Source organism: Campylobacter sp. CCUG 57310 (genome assembly GCF_013201975.1).
Classification (GTDB): domain Bacteria; phylum Campylobacterota; class Campylobacteria; order Campylobacterales; family Campylobacteraceae; genus Campylobacter_A; species Campylobacter_A canis.
In genome coordinates this window covers 602073-621177 of record NZ_CP053845.1, presented here as the reverse complement: position 1 = coordinate 621177, position 19105 = coordinate 602073, and the positions used below count along the sequence as shown (strand labels likewise).

Annotated in this window: 14 protein-coding genes and 2 pseudogenes; 7 read left to right on the top strand and 9 right to left on the bottom strand. The window is 38.2% G+C overall.

Going from position 1 to position 19105, the window contains the following annotated elements; translation table 11 throughout:
• Positions 1-11 precede the first annotated feature (11 nt).
• The gene (gene phsA / locus CORI_RS03120) at positions 12-2312 is read right to left on the bottom strand and encodes a thiosulfate reductase PhsA (protein WP_173030776.1); all 2301 of its coding nucleotides are present in this window, start codon (positions 2310-2312) and stop codon (positions 12-14) included.
• Positions 2313-2602: 290 nt separating this feature from the next.
• On the opposite strand from phsA, the pseudogene CORI_RS10675 reads away from it, so the two are divergent.
• The 4 genes and pseudogenes from CORI_RS10675 to CORI_RS03100 all read left to right on the top strand — a co-directional run.
• A pseudogene (locus CORI_RS10675) lies at positions 2603-2713 on the top strand (ABC transporter ATP-binding protein); the annotation flags it as partial.
• Positions 2710-3485, top strand: a pseudogene (locus CORI_RS03110) (ATP-binding cassette domain-containing protein). The pseudogenes CORI_RS10675 and CORI_RS03110, both read left to right, overlap by 4 nt.
• Positions 3486-3732: 247 nt before the next feature.
• On the top strand, positions 3733-6804 hold the full coding sequence (ccsA, locus tag CORI_RS03105) for a cytochrome c biogenesis protein (RefSeq protein WP_173030775.1): 3072 nt from the start codon (positions 3733-3735) through the stop codon (positions 6802-6804).
• Positions 6805-6812: 8 nt separating this feature from the next.
• Positions 6813-7256: a fatty-acid--CoA ligase gene (locus CORI_RS03100; RefSeq protein ID WP_173030774.1), complete on the top strand. Its 444-nt coding sequence runs from the start codon at positions 6813-6815 to the stop codon at positions 7254-7256.
• A gap of 188 nt (positions 7257-7444) precedes the next feature.
• Here the strand turns inward: CORI_RS03100 and CORI_RS03095 are convergent, their stop codons facing one another.
• From CORI_RS03095 to CORI_RS03080, 4 genes are all read right to left on the bottom strand, one after another.
• Positions 7445-7972 carry a phosphatidylglycerophosphatase A gene (locus CORI_RS03095; RefSeq protein ID WP_173030773.1) on the bottom strand — a complete coding sequence of 176 codons (528 nt, stop codon included), beginning with the start codon at positions 7970-7972 and terminating at the stop codon, positions 7445-7447.
• Between the two features lie 132 nt (positions 7973-8104).
• On the bottom strand, positions 8105-9286 hold the full coding sequence (locus CORI_RS03090) for a sulfate adenylyltransferase (RefSeq protein ID WP_173030772.1): 1182 nt from the start codon (positions 9284-9286) through the stop codon (positions 8105-8107).
• Positions 9267-10157 (bottom strand): response regulator, encoded by an 891-nt coding sequence (locus CORI_RS03085; RefSeq protein ID WP_172201280.1) that lies wholly within the window; start codon positions 10155-10157, stop codon positions 9267-9269. Before CORI_RS03085 ends, CORI_RS03090 begins: the two co-directional genes overlap by 20 nt.
• Positions 10154-11272, bottom strand: coding sequence for a bifunctional 2-C-methyl-D-erythritol 4-phosphate cytidylyltransferase/2-C-methyl-D-erythritol 2,4-cyclodiphosphate synthase (locus tag CORI_RS03080; RefSeq protein ID WP_254064950.1), 1119 nt, complete (start codon positions 11270-11272; stop codon positions 10154-10156). The genes CORI_RS03085 and CORI_RS03080 overlap by 4 nt, the downstream gene beginning before the upstream one ends.
• 105 nt (positions 11273-11377) lie before the next feature.
• Here CORI_RS03080 and thiC point away from each other — a divergent pair, with 105 nt between their 5' ends.
• The 3 genes from thiC (at position 11378) to CORI_RS03065 (ending at position 15115) form a co-directional block, all read left to right on the top strand.
• A complete protein-coding gene (gene thiC / locus CORI_RS03075) occupies positions 11378-12712 on the top strand; it encodes a phosphomethylpyrimidine synthase ThiC (RefSeq protein ID WP_173030771.1) in 1335 nt (444 codons plus the stop codon).
• On the top strand, positions 12702-13802 hold the full coding sequence (locus CORI_RS03070; RefSeq protein WP_173030770.1) for an Mrp/NBP35 family ATP-binding protein: 1101 nt from the start codon (positions 12702-12704) through the stop codon (positions 13800-13802). Before thiC ends, CORI_RS03070 begins: the two co-directional genes overlap by 11 nt.
• 113 nt (positions 13803-13915) lie before the next feature.
• The gene (locus tag CORI_RS03065) at positions 13916-15115 is read left to right on the top strand and encodes a 2,3,4,5-tetrahydropyridine-2,6-carboxylate N-succinyltransferase (protein ID WP_173030769.1); all 1200 of its coding nucleotides are present in this window, start codon (positions 13916-13918) and stop codon (positions 15113-15115) included.
• Positions 15116-15156: 41 nt separating this feature from the next.
• On the opposite strand, the gene CORI_RS03060 is transcribed toward CORI_RS03065, so the two are convergent.
• From CORI_RS03060 to CORI_RS03045, 4 genes are read right to left on the bottom strand one after another with little or no spacing between them, the layout of a single operon-like run.
• Positions 15157-15954, bottom strand: coding sequence for an alpha/beta hydrolase (locus tag CORI_RS03060; RefSeq protein ID WP_173030768.1), 798 nt, complete (start codon positions 15952-15954; stop codon positions 15157-15159).
• An 8-nt stretch (positions 15955-15962) separates the two neighbouring features.
• The gene (locus CORI_RS03055) at positions 15963-16715 is read right to left on the bottom strand and encodes a DUF5131 family protein (protein ID WP_301952210.1); all 753 of its coding nucleotides are present in this window, start codon (positions 16713-16715) and stop codon (positions 15963-15965) included.
• A 44-nt stretch (positions 16716-16759) separates the two neighbouring features.
• Positions 16760-17836, bottom strand: a complete 1077-nt coding sequence (locus tag CORI_RS03050; protein ID WP_173030766.1) for a GGDEF domain-containing protein — start codon at positions 17834-17836, stop codon at positions 16760-16762.
• On the bottom strand, positions 17833-18945 hold the full coding sequence (locus CORI_RS03045; protein WP_173030765.1) for a GGDEF domain-containing protein: 1113 nt from the start codon (positions 18943-18945) through the stop codon (positions 17833-17835). Before CORI_RS03045 ends, CORI_RS03050 begins: the two co-directional genes overlap by 4 nt.
• Between the last annotated feature and the right edge of the window lie 160 nt (positions 18946-19105).

The following is a 19105-nucleotide window of genomic DNA, read 5'->3' as shown; positions in this document are numbered from 1 at the left end:
CTCACTCTCCCTTAAGCTTTAACTATATCAACGCCGACGTTTGTAACCATCGTAGAGCACACCGGACCCGCTTCAGGATTTAGAAGCTTACTTTGGTTTGTTCCCATTCCGTCCGTTCGTTTAAGACCTGCAGACACGTGTCCAAATCCATGATACAAGAATAATGTATCTTCTCTAATGCCTTCGGTTACAAATATAGTTGCTTTATCTTTTGAAAATTTATTTTGCAAAAAGACTTTATCGCCTGTTTTTACACCATATTTTTTAGCTGTTTTTGGATTTATCCACACAGGAGATTCACTCATTAAATCATTCAAGAAAGGAACGTTTTGAGTGTGACCGTTAGTATGAATAGGAGTTTTTCCTGTCATGATAGCAAGCTCATGTCCTGCGTAAACATCCATATCTTTAACGTTATCTTCCATATTTCCTAAACAGCCGTAAGTAGGAAATTGCGCATCAACTTTTTCACTAAACAGCTCGATTTTTCCGCTCTCTGTTTTAAATTTCACTTGAGAATCCATAAGTCCGTTTTCACCTACAAATTTCTCTGCATGAGGGAATTTCTTAACAAAATTTTTAACGCTGTCTTTTTCTCTGAATAAAATTCCAGGCACTTTCCAAGTCACATATCCGTCTTTTGCAAGTTGCGCTAGTAGCTCGGCGTTACCTTTAACTTGCTGCATTCTCCATTCATCCATAGTGTTGTTTGTATATTTTTCATCTATTTTCATGCGTCTTGCAAGCTCTCTAAAGATATCATAGCCATTTTTTGTATCGCCTACAGGATCAATTACTTTATTTCTTATCATATACGCAGGTTTTTGGCTTGACTTATCTTCAATTCCCTCATCTCTTTCAAGATATGTGCTTTCAGGCAAGATAACGTCTGCATAGATTGAAAAGTCGTTCATATAAACATCAGAGCTTACTATAAAGTCAAGCTTTTTAAGGCTTTCTATCGTTTTGTCCGTTCCTGCAACGTTTATCATGTGGTTAAATCTGATATTAAACCAGCCTTTTATAGGATATGGCTTTTCGCTCATTATGGCATCAGGAATTTCCATCAAAACGCCGTGGCTTCTGCCTACGAATTTATTTCTTCCATCTTCGCCAGCTGCATCAAGTCTTGGAGTTTTTGGAACTTTTATAGCCGCATCAGGGTTTGTAATGCCAGGTATTAGCTCTTCTCCTGCTAAAGAGTTGTATTTTTTGGCATTTTTGCCACCGAAAATTCCGCCCTTTTTCTCCCAGTTGCCCATCATCGCATTTGCAACCATGATAGCTCTTGTGCGGATGTATTCAGCCTTTGCGGTTGTTGTTTTATGACCAAAGTCAATGATTACTTTTGGAGCGGCTTTCCAAATTTCACCCGCGATTCTCTCAACCGTTTTAGCAGGAATTCCGGTAATTTTCTCTTGCCACTCAGGAGTTGTATCTTTAGTGCTTTCTACGACTTTATCAAATCCTATTGTAAATTTCTCTATAAACTCTTTATCGTAAGTTCCGTTTTTAATCCATGTATGAATAAGCGCTAGTACAAACGCTAAGTCTGTTCCCGGTTTTACAGGAAGCCACTCATCGGCTTTAGCGGCTATAACGCTAAATCTTGGTTCAAGAACTAAGAGTTTAGTATCGTCTTTTTCAGCCATTTTCGCAACTTTTTTAGTATCTGATATAACGATACCTTCAAAGAGGTTGTGACCGAAATTTACGATATATTTTGCGTTTCCAAAGTCTCTTTTTAGCTTAGCATCGCCATACATGTGCTGACATACCATTTGATATGTTATAGGGCAACAGGAAAAGTGAGAGAAGCAGTTTGGAGAGCCGTATGCGCTTGCAAAAGTTGTCATAAGTTTATGAGTTTGGCTTGATTTTGCGGTAAATACAAAGCTCTCAGGACCATATTTTTCTTTGATCTCAAGCATTTTTTTAGCCACAAGATCAAGAGCTTCGTCCCAGCTTGCCTCACGCCATTTATTTTCACCGCGCTCACCTACTCTAATGAGAGGCTTTACAAGTCTTTGCGGATCGTATAGTTGATCGTGTCCCGCGCCGCCTCTTGCGCAAACCGAAGTCGCAGTTCCGCTAACTTTACCGTTTCCTTGTATAAAGATGTTTTTGCCGTCCACCACTTTAGCTTCGATAGGACAGCGAGTCGAACACATCTCGCAAAAACTATAAGCTACCCTCTCTCCGCCTTCCAATGCTTTAGCGCCGACCGCACCCAAAGTGCCGGGAGCATAAGTCATAGCTAAAAAACCGGTTGCCGTGGAAGCCTTCAAGAAATTACGTCTTGATTTGTTCATATTTCCTCCTCATTAAATTTTAAATCTAAATAAAATCATAGGATAGCTACGTAAATTATGCGTAAATTTCTCATATCATATTTAGTAGTTAATTGATAATTATTATCCTATAAAATCTCGTATTTATCGTACTTTTAGAAAAATAAATTTAAAATTTCTTACATAAACTTCAAATTTATTTATTTTCATTTTTTGTGTAAATTTGATATTTTTTAAGAATTTAAACAATTTTATTCATATTTGATTTGTATAGTGTAAATTTGTTACTAAAGTTACTAAAATTAACACTCTATACAAAAGCCCTTATGGGCTCGATCCCAAAAGAGGGCGAGCGTAAAACGAGGCTTGAATTCGTCGATGAAAATATCAATTATTTAGAGTTTAAAAAAGAGATAAGATGAACCTTTTTGAGATTAAAAATTTAAAAAAATACCACACGATAAAGACCGGAATTTTAAAAAAAGAGATTATAAAAGCGGTTGATGACATAAGTTTTGAGCTTAGAAAAGGCGAAATTTAGGCATAGTCGGCGAAAGCGGTTGTGGCAAATCAAGCACTGCAAAACTTCTAATAGGGATTGACGAACCGACAAGCGGACATATCATCTACAAAGACAAAGACAAGGCAAAATTTGATAAAAACGATCTGAAAAATTTTAGAAAAAATGTTCAAATGATCTTTCAAGATCCTTATTCCAGCCTAAATCCGCGCTGGAATATAGGAAAAATCATATCAGAGCCGCTAGTGCTAAATACCGATTGAAGCAAGGACGAGATCAAAGGCGAAGTGCTAAAGATCATGAAAAAGGTAGGGCTTAAAGAGGAGTGGTACCACCGCTATGCCCATCAATTCTCAGGAGGACAGCGTCAGCGCATCGGAATCGCTCGCTCGCTTATCTTGCGTCCGGAAGTCATCATCTGCGACGAACCTGTAAGTGCACTTGATGTAAGCATTCAAGCTCAGGTTTTAAATTTACTTCTTGATTTGCAGGATGAATTTGGCCTTACCTATATCTTTATAAGTCATGATTTGGGTGTAGTTGAGCATATAACGGACAGAATTTTAGTAATGAATCACGGCAAAATAGTTGAAAGCGGTGAAGTGGATGAGATTTTTAGCTCGCCTAAGAATGAATTTACAAAAACTTTAATGAAAGCCATACCTAAAATTTAATTTTTATTTTTTATAAATCTTGTTAAAACAGAAGTAAATTTTCAAATTTCAGGCTATTTTGCACCGAATTTAGCCTGTTTTTAATATGTGTTATCAAATTTAAATGTCACAATTATAAATCCTTCTTAAAAAATGATACAAAATAATCTAAAAATATTAAAATTCGTTACATATTAATAACTAAGCGCAGAAATTTTTAAAGAAATATTGTTATAATGTGCCATTTGATAATTTAAAAAGGATAATAATGAGAGGGGTAAAATCTATATTTTTTAGTATGACTTCGGCTCTTATATTGTTGCTTTTATTTGCTATCGCAAGCGGTCTTGCTACGTTTATCGAGACTTATTACGATACTAAAAGCGCATGGGCTGCGGTTTATGGTGCAGGTTGGTTCGCTGCGATCCAACTGCTTTTAGGTATAAATTTAGCTTACAATATCTACCGCTACAGGCTTATTGATTCTAAAAAACTTCCCGTTTTTATATTTCACCTTAGTTTTCTCTTCATGCTGCTAGGCTCTGCTATGACGCGCTATCTTGGGTTTGAAGGCAATATTCATATCAGAGAAAATACTTCCGAAAACACAATGTATGAGATGGGCTCAAAGATAACTATGGAGACTAAAAAAGACGGTAAGGAATTTAAAGTAGCCATTCCAAAGCAGATAACTTCAATGAGTCCGAACGAATTTGATATGAGCCTTGATATAGAAGGCAAAAAAGCGAATCTAACATACAAAGCCTACTATAAAAGTGCTGAATTTGAGTATTTTGAATCAGGTAGCGGCGAAGCTTTAATAGAGCTTGTGGTTTCAGATACACAAAACCGAGAAGAGGTAGCTCTAAGACCGGGTAGTGTTAGAGAGCTTGGAGGAGTTAGCTTTGTATTTAACACCGAGCCGACACTTGAAAAATTCGTGCAGTTTGAATACAAAGACGGCAAATTTAGTATGAATTCAAACCACAATATCGGCTATTTCATTATGGCGTCAAACGACAAAGGCGAATATGCCGCAAAAGACAAGGTTGAGTTCTTGCCTAGCCAGCTTTATACGATAGGAACGATAAATTTCGCTCCGAGAAAAATTTTAGAAAAGGCTGACAGAAGGCTTGTTAGCAAAAATGGCGATTTTGACGCAATCGTGGCGAATTTAAGCTTTGAGGGCGAAAATAAAGAGGTGATCCTTTATGAAAACCACGTCATTCCCGTCAATGAAACCGTAGGGGGGCAGGACTTTACGCTTACATGGGGCGCTCAACCTATAGTGCTTCCGTTTTCTCTTTACCTAAAAGACTTTGAGCTTAAACGCTATCCAGGATCAAATTCTCCGATGAGCTACTCAAGCGACGTAGTCGTGCAAGATAGTCAAACCGGCAATTACGACTATAAAATTTACATGAACCACGTGCTAGATCATGCAGGATATAGATTTTTCCAAAGCTCTTACGACATGGACGAAAAAGGCACTATCCTTTCTGTAAATAAAGACCCCGGCAAAATTCCTACTTACCTCGGATACTTCTTGCTTGGAATCGGGTTATTTTTTAACGTGGTAAATCCTCATAGCAGATTTAGAAAACTTGCAAAACTTATAAATCAAGACGCCATAAAGAAAGTAGCAAGCCTGCTTGTTATATTTGCCGCCTGTGCATTTACGCCAAGCGCTGAAGCTTACGAAGCTCCAAACATAAATGCAGATCATGCAAAAGAGCTTTCAACAGTCATAGTTCAAAGCGCAGACGGTCGTATGAAGCCTTTTGATACGATAGCAAGAGAAATTTTAAATAAAGTTCATAGAAAAGATACAATAAACGGTATGAACGCAAATCAAGTCATGCTTTCTATGATGGTAAACGCTCCATATTGGCGCGAAATTCCGATAATAGCGATTCACAACAAAGATCTTAAAAAGATGATAGGCGTAGATGAAAATGCAAAATACGCCAAATTTAACGACTTTTTTACTTATGATCAAAATACAACCAAAAGCACATACAAGCTAACCAAATATGCCGAGGAAGCCAACAGAAAGCGTCCTGCGGAAAGAGGAACTTTTGATAAAGACGTCCAAAAAGTAGACGAGAGACTAAATATACTTTATATGGTATTTGTAGGTGAAATTTTCACGATGTTTCCAAAGATAGACGATCCTAATCACACTTGGTATGCGCCGGCCAGTGCGATGATGTATTTTCCTAAAGAGGAAAGAGAGCCGATTAGTAGAATTTTACAAGATTATTTTACGGGCGTAAGCGATGCGAGCAGAAGCGGCAACTGGAGCGTGCCAAACAGAGCGCTTGCAGAAATAAAAACATACCAAGAAGAGCACGGCTCGGCGGTAATGCCTACTAAAAAACGCATAGATATGGAAATTTTATTTAACAAATATAAAATTTTTGATTCTCTAACACCGTTTTACCTATTAGCGGGCTTTGCTCTGCTTATATTCGTATTTATCAAGATGGCTCGCCCTAGACTTAACATCAACTGGATGTTTAAGATAGTTTATTCAGTTAATATCCTAGCCTTTTTGATACACACGGCAGGACTAGGACTTCGCTGGTATATCTCGGGGCACGCACCTTGGAGCAATGCGTATGAATCCATGATCTACATCGCTTGGGCGCTAAGTCTTTCGGGTATCGTATTTTCTCGCCAAAGCCCTATCGCGATGGCGCTTACTTCGATTCTAGCAGGCATTACGCTATTTGTAGCTCACCTTAGCTGGATGGATCCGCAAATCACTACTCTTGTGCCGGTGCTTCAGTCGTATTGGCTAACTATCCACGTATCTGTTATAACGGCTAGCTACGGGTTTTTAGGGCTTTGTTCTCTACTTGGAATGTTTTCGCTTATACTATTTATCTTCCAAGGCAAAAAAGAAAATAAAGAGATATCAAGAAATATCCTTGAAGCGACACGTATCAACGAAATGGCGATGATATTAGGTCTTAGCCTTCTTACGCTTGGAAACTTCCTTGGCGGTGTTTGGGCAAACGAAAGCTGGGGAAGATACTGGGGCTGGGACTCTAAAGAGACTTGGGCGCTCGTTTCCATCTTGGTTTATGCCGTAGTTTTGCACATAAGATTTGTTCCAAAACTCAACAACCAATACGCTTTTGCGGTTAGCTCGATGTTTGCTTATTGGGCTATTATAATGACTTATTTTGGCGTAAATTTCTATCTAAGCGGTATGCACTCGTATGCGGCGGGCGATCCGGTGCCGGTGCCTGATTTCGTATGGATAACTATGCTTATAATGGTAATAATAGCTATCGCGGCATACTTTAGAAAGTCGCCAAACGTAAGGCTATAAGGAATAATTTGGATACCAAATCCATAGTTATAATATCACTGATAATAGCAGTAGCGGCGGTCATCGCCATACTGCTATTGATCATATTTAAGCTAAGAAGAACTCCTCAATCAAGGCCTAAAGTATCAAGCGAGCCTGCTTTAAAAACGGATGAAAATATCAACTTAAATTCCTTGCTTGATATAGTAGCAAACAAATCCTCAACCAAAGATGAGCTGTTTGGCGCGCTTAAAATTTTTACTGATAAATTTAGCATACCCGCTAAACAAAAGGGCAAAATTCCAAATGAAGCAAAAGCTTATCTAAGCTTTATCCTCCTTCTTGCAAGCCATTCAAATGCCGATGCGAAGCTAATAGCGTTCATGAACAACGAACTAAAAAAGAAAAATCCGACCTATGCAAACGAGATAGAATTATACGAAGAGCAAGGCAAAGCAAGGCGTAGGAAGTAAATTCCGATAGTCCATTACAATCTAGTAGATGCTTAAATTAAACCTACACATCTTACATCTTAACAACTCTAACCTTTAAAATACGATTAATTTGTAAAAAGATAGCAAAAAGAAAAATACAAAAATTAAATTCAGTTGTTAAATTTGCAATACAGGCATAAATTTCTTCAAATTTATGCCCAATTAGTCTATTTTAAAATTCCCTCTATCATATTTGGCACTTCGTAAAACGGCATTTGAAGGTTGATCCATTCGCAATCAAGTCCAGATTTCACAAGTAGCGCATAAGTAATCGCGCTCATCAAGGCAGCAAAAAAGCCCGCTAGCATATCATCGCCCATTACGCCAAGTCCGCCCTTAACTCCTCTATCAACCCGCCCAATAATAGAAGGCTTCGTGATATCTAAAACTCTAAAAAACACTACCGATAAAAAAAACTGAACCACTGTAATAGAACTCATCGAAAGCGCAAGCCAAACTCCTGCAACCTCGTCTATAACGATACTTTTATCATCATGCGCGCCTGTTTGCTCTTCGTATTTATTGATAACACCGATACTTGCGGCAAATAGCAAAATAGATGACAAAAATAGCGTCTCAGGAGGCAATACAACCAGCACAAGATAAGCTGCCAAAGCTCCTGCGATACTTCCTACGGTGCCGGGTGCTTTTGGACTAAGTCCCGTATAAAAAAAGGTTAAAAATAGTTTTTGCATAAATTTCCTTAAAATTATTAAATTTTCAGCTTTATATCCAAGGCAAAACTTAGCCAAACCGCTTTACATAAAGATATCTTAAACAGCATAAATTTAAGCCTCAAATTTGACAAGCCGTAGCCAAAGACAAAATCAAGTAAGCGAGGTCGTCTGATAAAGTTGCATAAGCTCCTCATAAAATTCTCTCTCGGTATGATTCTCAAGAAGTCCCGAATTTGGAAATAGATCATCATAAAGCTTTTGTAGATTTTTAAATCTATTCGGAAAAACTTCACTTAAAATTATTGCCGAGATATCCCGCCTCATCAAAATCGCAGGAGGCAAAATTCCCTGCTGAAGAAGCGCTTTAAGAGTGCTTGTGTGATATTTTATATGATGATGCTGTCCGTGCGGGCAAGTTTTGGTGCTTACTATCGTCCTGCATTCATTACAATACACAAGCTCTGGAAGCACGATTATCTCAAGCTTTAAAGCCTCTTTGTATTTTTCAAGTATGGTATGCGCGACATTTTGATCATAAAACATCCCGATGCCTGCGTGATTTTGCCCGACAACGAGCTTATCTGCGCCAAGACTGTTTGCGGCTATACACTCAAGAGTCGGGTTCATATGCGCGCTAAACAAATTTGAGTTTTCAAAAGGCACTATTATAAGGCGGTTTTTAGGCAGGTAATTTTGCGAAAAATACTCCATCACGCGCTTTTTAAGCCCAAATTCTATCTCCCAGTCACTCTTGTAGCTCTTAAGCAAAAATAAAAGAACAATATCCGCCTTATCTATCGTCATCCTGATAAGCCTCTCGTGGGCCCTGTTAAAAGGCTCGGCAGTTAGCATTACGGCGGTTATTTTTTGCGCGTTTAGCTCGTTTTTTACGGTTGCTATCTCCTCTTTTACTTTTTTAAATATATCGCTATAAATTTCAAATTTACCGCTTACCGCAAGCTCTCCGCTTTGGATTAGCTCGGTTTGGATAGTCTCATTTGCATGAAAGATGTTTTGATATTTTTTAGATTGGTTAAATTTAAAAACACTATCAACAACGATGTGTCCGACTATCTTATCATCTTTTAAAAGCTCGATCTTGTCTCCGCTCTTTGCATTTTTTAAGCACTCTTGGTTACGCTTGCCAAAAGGGGCTAAAATAAAGCTATAAGGCATCGGCTCTCCGTTTAAAAAGCCTGTTTCATACACCTCTTGCGCCTCTTTTTCATTCATCAAGCGATTAAATTTGCTAAAAATTTGATTGTGAATCAGCTCAAGTGCACCGTAAGCTTCCTCGTTTATTAAGATAGTGTTATTTTTTCTTGACGACATCGTATTTTTTCCTCTTTTCCCAAAGCGATTTACGCGAAATGCCAAGCTTCTTACTAAGCTCGGTGTCAGGATAATTCTCTTGATAATTCACTATAATATGCTTGATATAATCATCAATAGTTAAAATTTCATCTATCTGGAAATTTTTCTCATCGGTAGTGATATTTAAAATTTCAAAATTTGCGCTTTCGTTCTGATTGGTAGAGCTTATTATAAGCTTTCTTTTCATCGCGAGGTTGTAAATTTTATTCTTATCGTCGCTTCTTAAAATTTGAAAATTTGAAAAGTACAGCAAATCCCTAGGATTGTCTTTTGCTATGGTTTCAAAATCGGGATTTTGATCAAGCGGGATAAATTTAAATGATAAATTCATAGCCTTTGCGTATTCAAATACGAAATTATCGGCATTTATTATCTTATTGCATTTTATAAGCATAGGAAGTTTGAGTTTCTTAAAATCAAAATTCAGATTAGAAACCGCCTTAAAATGATAATTCAAATAATCCTGATAAGTCCTGATAAAGCTTTGCAGCCTTTTAAATTCCTCAAAATGTTTGATCTTACGCACAAGCTCTTCTATCATAAAAGGCTTTTGTATGTAGTCGCTCACACCCGCTTTTATCGGATTTGAGACGGTATCGTTGCTTATATAGGTTATGAGTAAGATGATGATAGAGCTTTTAAATTTGTTGATGATCTTATAAAAATCCTCACCCGGAAGTGTTGCAGAAAGTAACACAACATCAAAATACTCGTTCTTAAGCCCCTCTTTTACCGTCCTTGCTATCTCACACTCATAGCCCAAATCCCCTAACTTAGTCGCCATACTCTGAGCTAGATAAATTTCATTTTCTACTATTAAAACTTTCATGCTTGCGTCCAATCATAATATCTAAGGCTTGCCGTCGCACTTGCGGCTATACCTTCGCCACGCCCGACAAATCCTAATTTTTCCGTAGTTGTTGCCTTTACATTTATCCTGCTTGCGCTTATATTTAGCGCTTGGGCTATATTTTGAGCCATCTTAAGCTTAAAAGCGCTTAGTTTCGGAGCTTGCGCCATAACGGTTATGTCGGCATTTACCAGCTCAAATCCAACGCTTTGAACGAGCTTATACGCCTGTTTTAAAAGCTCTATCGAATCGGCTCCTTTATATTTATCATCGGTGTCAGGGAAAAGCTCGCCTATATCGCCTAACGATGCCGCTCCTAAAATAGCGTCTATTAAGGCATGAGTTGCCACATCGCCGTCAGAATGAGCCTTGAATTTAAATTTATGCGGAATTTTCTCACCGCAAATTGTTACGAAATTTCCCTCTTCAAAGGCATGTACGTCAAAGCCGTTGCCAAGATAAATTTCATTTTTCGGAGCTTTTAGGCAAGAAATTTTGGCCAAATCCTCTTTAAAAGTAATCTTTCTAGCGTTTTCATCGCCTAAAACATACCAAATTTTAGCCCCTATCGCTCTCATCGCCGAGCTATCGTCAGTGTAAATTTTATCGCTTTGCAAGGCTTTTTTAAGCAGATCGGTTCTTGAAAGCTGGGGAGTTTGGACTAGCTTTACTCTATCTCTATCGATGACATCATCTTCAAGATAGACCGTGTCTGCAACTTTAAGCACCGGCACTACGCAGTCGGCATTATTTAGCCCTTCTATTATCTTTGATAGTAAATTCGCACCGATACAGGGTCGAGCTATATCACTAACTAGAACAAATTCGCTACTAACCTTACCAAGAGCGTTTTTTAAACTCTCTTGTCGTGTAACTCCACCACGCACAAAGCTGTAATGTGGCGCAAATTTACTCATGTAATCAGCCTCATTGCTTACCACTATGACATCTTTAAATGGATAATGAGAGCTTAAATTTTTAGTGGCAAACAACCAAAGCGGCTCATCTCCTATGCGTAACCACTGCTTTTTTACGGGCATTTCAAATCTGGTTGAGTTGCCGGCTCCAAGCATGATAAGCGATATATCAAACAAATTTCATCCTTTTTACAAAAGTGTTACGATATTATACACTCAAAAAGCTTTTTTTTATCTTTTTTTGAGTAGTATTATTTCTATTTTATTTAGGAGAGTTAGCTAATGAGAAAAGACTGGATAAAAGAGAGATTAAACGATAAAACACCGACACAGATGTATTATGCTAAGCGTGGCATCATCACGGAAGAGATGAAATTCGTAGCTAAAATCGAAAATTTAGACGCAGAGCTAGTGTGTAAAGAAGTAGCAAAAGGTAGCATGATAATACCTGCTAACATCAATCACGTAAATTTAACTCCGATGGCAATAGGCATGCAAGCAAAGACAAAAGTAAATGCCAATATCGGCAACTCAAGCCTTGCAAGCGATATAGAAGGCGAGTTAGAAAAGCTATCCGTATGCCTAAAATACGGCGCCGATACCGTTATGGATCTATCAACCGGTGGAGATCTTGATAAAATAAGAGAGGCGATCATCGCAAATTCAACCGTTCCCGTAGGAACAGTGCCTATGTATCAAATCATACACGATGTAAAAAACATCGAAAATTTAACCATAGATAAGATGCTAGAAGTCATAGAAAGACAGGCTAAGCAAGGTGTGAGTTACTTTACGATACATGCGGGATTTTTGCTAAAATTCATGCCTTTAATCTCAAAGCGAAAAATGGGTATCGTAAGCCGTGGCGGAAGCCTTATGGCAAGCTGGATGATGCACTATCATAAAGAAAATCCTTTTTACGAAGCCTTTGATGAAATTTGCGATATCTGCGCTAAATATGACGTAGCGCTATCACTTGGAGATAGCTTGCGTCCGGGATGTTTGTATGACGCAACCGACGAAGCGCAGCTAAGCGAGCTAAAAGTACTTGGGGAGCTAACGCTTAGAGCGTGGGAAAAGAATGTGCAGGTCATGGTTGAAGGTCCGGGTCATATACCTTTAAACGAAATTGAGTATAATATGAAAATAGAACAAGAGCTTTGCCACAATGCTCCGTTTTACGTACTTGGACCGCTTGTTAGCGACATCGGCGCAGGATATGATCATATAACATCCGCCATAGGCGGCGCTTTGGCGGCGTATCACGGAGCTAGTATGCTTTGTTATGTAACGCCAAAAGAGCATTTAGGCTTGCCAAATGCCGCAGACGTAAGAGACGGTATCATAGCTCACAAGATAGCCGCTCACGCAGCGGACGTAGGCCGAAAGCGATCAGGCGCCATAGAGCGCGATCACGCAATGAGTGATGCTAGGTATAACTTTGACTGGAACAAGCAGTTTGAACTGGCTCTTGATCCTAATAAAGCTCGTGAACTTCACGATGAAAGCCTGCCTCAGGATGTTTTTAAAGAGGCTGAATTTTGCTCGATGTGCGGGCCAAAATTTTGCGCTTATAAAATTTCAAGAAATATTATAAAGGAGAATGATGTTAAGTAAAGAACAGGTTATCGAAAGATTAAAAGGCGTTATATATCCGGGCTTTGAAAAAGACATAGTAAGCTTTGGATTTGTAAAAAACGTAGAGATTGGCGATAAAATTTTAGTAGAGGTTGAGATCGTAAGCTCAAATCCCGACATAGCAAAAGAGCTTCGATTGGATATCCAAAGAGTTCTTGGCTCAAACGAGGCTGTTATCAATATAATCCAGCCAAAAATTCCCGAGGAAAAAAGCAACTCTCAAAGCGGTAAAAACATAGCTCCGCAAGTTAAAAATTTCGTCATGGTAAGCTCGGGAAAAGGCGGAGTAGGCAAATCGACAACGACTTTAAATTTAGCTATATCCATGGCAAAACTCGGTAAAAAAGTGGGAATTTTAGATGCCGACATATACGGACCAAACATCCCAAGAATGCTTGGAGAGGTAAATACTCAGCCTCAAGTTATAGGCAACAAGCTTCGTCCGATACTTAGCCACGGCGTTGAGATGATGAGCATGGGCGTGCTTATGGAGGAAGGAACGAGCCTTATATGGCGAGGATCTATGATAATGAAAGCTATCGAGCAGCTTTTAAAAGACGTTATATGGAGCGAGCTTGATGTGCTGTTTTTGGATATGCCTCCGGGAACGGGCGATGCACAGCTAACGCTTGCTCAAAGCGTACCGGTAACTGCCGGAATTTGCGTAACAACACCTCAAGTAGTCGCACTTGATGATAGCAAAAGAGCGCTTGATATGTTTGAAAAACTGCATATCCCAATCGCAGGCGTGATAGAAAACATGAGCGGATTTATCTGTCCTGAAAGCGGTAAGGAGTATGATATATTTGGCAAAGGAACTACCGAAGAGATGGCAAAAGCCTATAAAACCGAGGTTTTAGCCGAAGTACCGATCGAACCTGCCGTGCGCGTAGGTGGCGATAGCGGAAAACCGATAAGCTTTTATGAGCCAAATTCCGTAACCGCAAAACGCTACGAAAAAGCCGCTTCTCGCCTTTGGGAGATAATAGAAAATATCAATAACGGCGGCGGAGCCGATAACTCATCGATCCAGCCCGTAATGGACGGCAAATCAGCCTGCAGTAAATAATAACTAGTTTAAATCCCCTGTTTTTGGGGATTTAACCAACTAACACAACTTCAAAATTTCATCTTAAACAATATTTAGTTAAACTTCACAAAATAAATTTACAAGGAGTAAAAATGTCAAAAGAGTTTAAAACAGCCGATGAATTCAAAGAATTTTGCGAGAAATTTAGAGCTAAAAAGGGCTATAAAGACCCGGTTGCGTTTGCTATCGCTAGAGTAGATAGAGGTCAGCTTAACAGAGATAAAATTCTGCAAGCAAGCTACGCGGTAGTAAATTATAAAGAGAACTTTTTGTCAGCCGCCGCGTTTATATGGGCTCTTGAAAAGTGCGGAGTGGAGGTTGATTTCACGGATAGCGAATTTGTAGCCGAATTTACTCCAAAAGTAGCCAAAAAAGCAAGCAAACTCTTTAGCGTCTTTGAAAACGAGCTTGAAAAACACAAAAACGTGCAAGTTTTACACATGATAAAGCACGCTTTTGAAGAGGATTTGGAAAACAACGAGGATAAATTTAAGATCGTATTTATGTTTGAAGATGCCAAGCCAAAGAGCGTTGAAATCGTATATCTGAAGCTTTATATACTCTCTTTAAACAAAGCTCCGCTTAGAAGCCTGGTGCTTGACGGAGCGTTTGGCGTGCTACCAAACGTAGCATGGACAAGTCGAAATATCCCGATCGAGCTTGAGTGGCTTCGCAAAAACGAAATTTGGCTAAAGATGAGCGGCGGATATCCTGCGATAGTAAGCGTAGATAAGTTCCCGCGTTTCTTAAGCCACATCATCCCAAGCGATAATACAAGAATCCTTGATAGCGCAAAGGTTCGCCTAGGTGCGTCCATACATCCGGGCACTACAGTAATGCCGGGCGCTGCGTATGTGAATTTTAACGCGGGCACGACAGGTTCTGTTATGATAGAAGGGCGAGTAAGCAGCTCCGTCGTAGTCGGCGAAGGAAGCGACGTGGGCGGAGGAGCAAGCATCCTTGGCGTGCTAAGCGGCACAAACGGCAATCCCGTAAGCATCGGCAAAAACTGCTTGCTTGGCGCAAATTCCGTTACGGGAATCCCTCTTGGCGATAAATGCATAGTCGATGCAGGAATCGCGATACTAGAAGGTACAAAGGTGTTTATAAACGAAGCCGAGCGAGCGAAGCTAAATGAGATAAATCCAAATTTCAAATTTGATCGCGAAATTTACAAAGGTCTTGAGCTAGCAAATCTTGACGGACTTCACTTCCGCCAAAACAGCCAAACAGGTCAGATCACGGCAAGCGCAAGCAAGCGCGCGATAAAACTAAACGAAGCACTTCATTAAAATTTGCTTTTAAGCCCGCTTAAAACAAGGCGGGCTTAAGACTACTTGCTTAAAATTCCTTCTAAAATTTGCTCAAATTCCGCATTATAAAGTATATCGTTATGCCCCGCATCAATCTCATAAAATTTATCCGTGGGCTTTAAAATTTTAGCTAATTTATGAGAATTTAAAACTTCTATAAGATCATCAAATTTGCCGTGAATTATCGATATGTTCGTATTTTTTGCCTCTTTTAAGAACGAAACTGTCGGAATTTTGTATTTAACTATAAATTTTGGCACAAAAAACACTTTTGAGCTTGCCAGCTCGTCAAATTTAAAATAAGGCGCAACCAAAACAAGCTCGCGTACGTCAAATTTACTCGCGATATTTGCCGCAAGTCCGCTTCCAAGCGAGTATCCGACCAGCCTTATCTTGCCTATATCAAAATCCTCAAGCACTCGCTTCATCATCTCGTAGCTATCATTATAAAGCTCGTTTTGATTTGAAATTTCGCCGCTACTTTTGCCATAGCCCCTATAGTCAAAAACATAAAAATCATAGCCTAAATCGGTATAAAACTTACCAAAACCGCCCCAGCCTTTTAGCGAGCCTGCATTGCCGTGTAAAAACAAAACCGCGCCCTTTGGGTCGTGTGCGTAAAAATGAAGCCCGTTTAAGGTTGCACCCTCTACATTTAAATTTATCTCTTCAAACTTACCGCCAAACTCGAATTTATAGTCGCTTGCAAGCTTTGTGGGAACAAACAGGAGTTTTTCTTGAAATACATAAAGCAGAGCTAAAACAACCAGATAAAACAGAAAAAATACACTAGAAAGATATAAAACGGTCTTACCCATAAAAATCCTTAAAAAAATATCTTGTATTGTAGCTTATTAGCGTTTAAAACATCTTGCAAATTTGATTTAAGACCTGCGTAGTAACTATCATCGCCAAAAATATAAATTTGCTTATAAAGTCCTAAAAGATGCGGGAAATTTCGCCCTATAAAGGCTAAAATTTTATCTTTAAAGGCAGGATACAAATTTAGCCTGTCAAACATAATCTCATCTGTCATACCGCCGTAATCTTGTGCGAATTTAATCGCAGGAGTAATAACCGGAAAAATAGGAGCAACAAATAAAAATGTCTTAACGCCCTGCTCTCTTAAGCTTCTTAACGCATCTAAACGTTCACTAATCCTGCTTGATCTGGGCTCAAAAACGGCTCGCAAATTCTCATCAAGAGTAGAGAAACTAAGCCCTACTCTTAAATTTGGCATAGTTTTAAAAAGATTGATATCACGCACTACTAAACTTGACTTGGTTAGAATTTGCAAATTCACATCCGAATTTGCTAACGCTTCAAGCACTTTGCGAGTGTTTTTAAATTTAGCTTCAAACGGATTATAACAATCCGTAACCGAACTCATAAAAATCCGCTCGCCTTTGTAATTTCGCATAAATTTCTCAAGCGAGCTTTCATCAAACTCCTTAATATCAACAAATTCTCCCCACTTTTCAGAGTGTCCGCTCATCTTTTGCATAAATTCGGCATAACAATAAATGCAAGCGTGCGGGCAACCCACATAAGGATTGATAGCGAAGTTAAAGCCTGAAATTTTAGAAGAAGAGATGATGTTTTTGGATTTTACGAAAGAGAGTTTCAGGATTGGGCTTCTTTAAATTTAATATCCCTTAAAACCTTGCCCGTGATACAGTTTTTGCCTGATTTTTTGCCTTGACCCAGCAAGCTATCAGCCTCTTTAATAGCGTTATCAATGTCAAATTTATCGTCTATATCGGCATAAGCAAAGCCAAAAGTTATCGATACGTTAAGCTTTTCTTGCTCAAATTTAAAGGTGTGTTTATGGATTTTTTCCCTAATGCGATTTAATATGATGTTTGAATTTTTCAAATTCGTATTTATTATAAGTAGCAAAAACTCTTCGCCGCCAAATCTAAACGCATAGTCTTGCTTCCTAAGGCTTGTCTTGATGATATTCGCAACTTTTCTTAGCACCTCATCACCTGCATTGTGTCCGAATTTGTCGTTAATGCGTTTAAAATCATCCAAATCGCCTACCGCTACGCTTATGCTGCTTTTAGAGTTAAAAGCGTTTCCTTGAACTAAATTTATAAAAGCTCTGCGATTTGGCAACTGAGTAAGCGGGTCTTTATTTGCCGCCATCTCAAACTCTTGTTGTTTGTCAAGCATACTTAGATATATCATGGTATTGAAAATTCCAAGCAAAGACGAAAACACTACAAGAGCGCAAACTACCAAAAGAAAGTTAAATACGTATATCAGCTGAGCTTGACTACTTACAATCTCGGTCGTATCATGAAGCAAAACATATAGTAATAAATAAACTGCGCCCTGAATAAACGCTGCTACATATCCAAGTATCTTGCCTATGGAATTAGTAAAAAAAGCCACCGAGATAAGGGCTAAAATGATATTTTGAAATCCATATCCCCAACCAAGCACACAGGTGCAAACAAAAGCGTGGATAAATATCTCAAATCTTGTTACTACAAGAACTCTTTGAATCATATTACTATCTTTTAAGATATAAGCCAGATACACATATACCAAAACGCTAGCGATATTCATCATGGATAAATAAGGCTTATTGATATACAAAAATATGACAAAATACATTATATGAACGAGCATAAAAGCTATCATTATAATCTGTAATTTTTTGCTGATATCAGAACCGATAAAAGACCTTCTCATTCTTGTGCCCATTTCTTAATCTTAACCCGGTTTTTCCCCTCTTTTTTGCCTTCATATAAAAGCTCATCGGCACTCTTTATAATCTGCTTAATGTCCACATCAGATCCAACATCGTCACTTAAAATAATAGCGCCAAAAGTTACTCCGACACCCTTATCGTCAGGAGTCTTTATCATGTTTACCTTACGTAAAATTCTATTTAAAATTTTCTCCGCATCGCATTTGTTTGAGATAAAAGCGGCTATTAAAAATTCCTCTCCACCCCATCTAGAAACTACATCTTCATCGGCTCTAAAATTTTCACTAAGTGCTCCAGCGGTAGCTTTGAGCACTTCATCGCCTTGAGTATGTCCAAAAGTATCGTTTATGTTTTTGAAGTTATCTATATCCGCAAGCGCTATGAGTATCTCTTTTTTGCCGCCATAAGTTTTACCCTGATTTGAATAAATTTTCAACATATCCTTTATATGATCCTCTACTATCAAGCGATTTTTGAGTCCCGTCAGATAGTCATGCTCGGATATCTCCTTAGCTTTATCGCTTTTCATCTTAATATCTTCAAAATTTTGAACATGCATAGAGCCAAGAGCCATAGTTCTTTTTAAAAACGAAGTAAATATACAAAGAAATAAAAATATATAACAGCCTTCTTTAAATTTCTCATCAAGTAGCTGCATACCCAAACTATCTCTATAAAGATAAAGTATCAAATAAAGAGTAGCTTCAAACATCATAATGGCAAAAGAGAAAAAATTCCTCTTTAAGATCATAAAATAATTAGCGCCTATAGCCCAAATAAAAATATTTTCTATACCGTATCCCCAACCAAATAACAAAATCCCAAATACGGCGTGAAAGACTACAGCTCCATGCACCCAGTATATTACAACCTCTTTTGAAGATCTTCTTTGATAGTAAAATCCGAAAGTAATTAAAGCGGTGATAAGGTATACGGTAATAATTTTAAAGTCTATATTTTGAATTATTAAAAATATACAAATTATGATATTTATAAATACAAAAAGTAGCAACAAGAAATTATATACTTGGTTTTGTCCGTTTTTACCGGCCCTATATTGAATATTTGATATATTATACTTTGTCGTCATATCTTAAATCAACCTAAATACACTCATTTGTCTCAAAGAGCTATAAAAACGCAATTGTATCATAATATTAAATAAAATTAATAAAACTTAAAAATAAAATAATTAATAATAAATATTATTAATAAATTTTTATAACTATACAAATTTAGTTTATACGAAT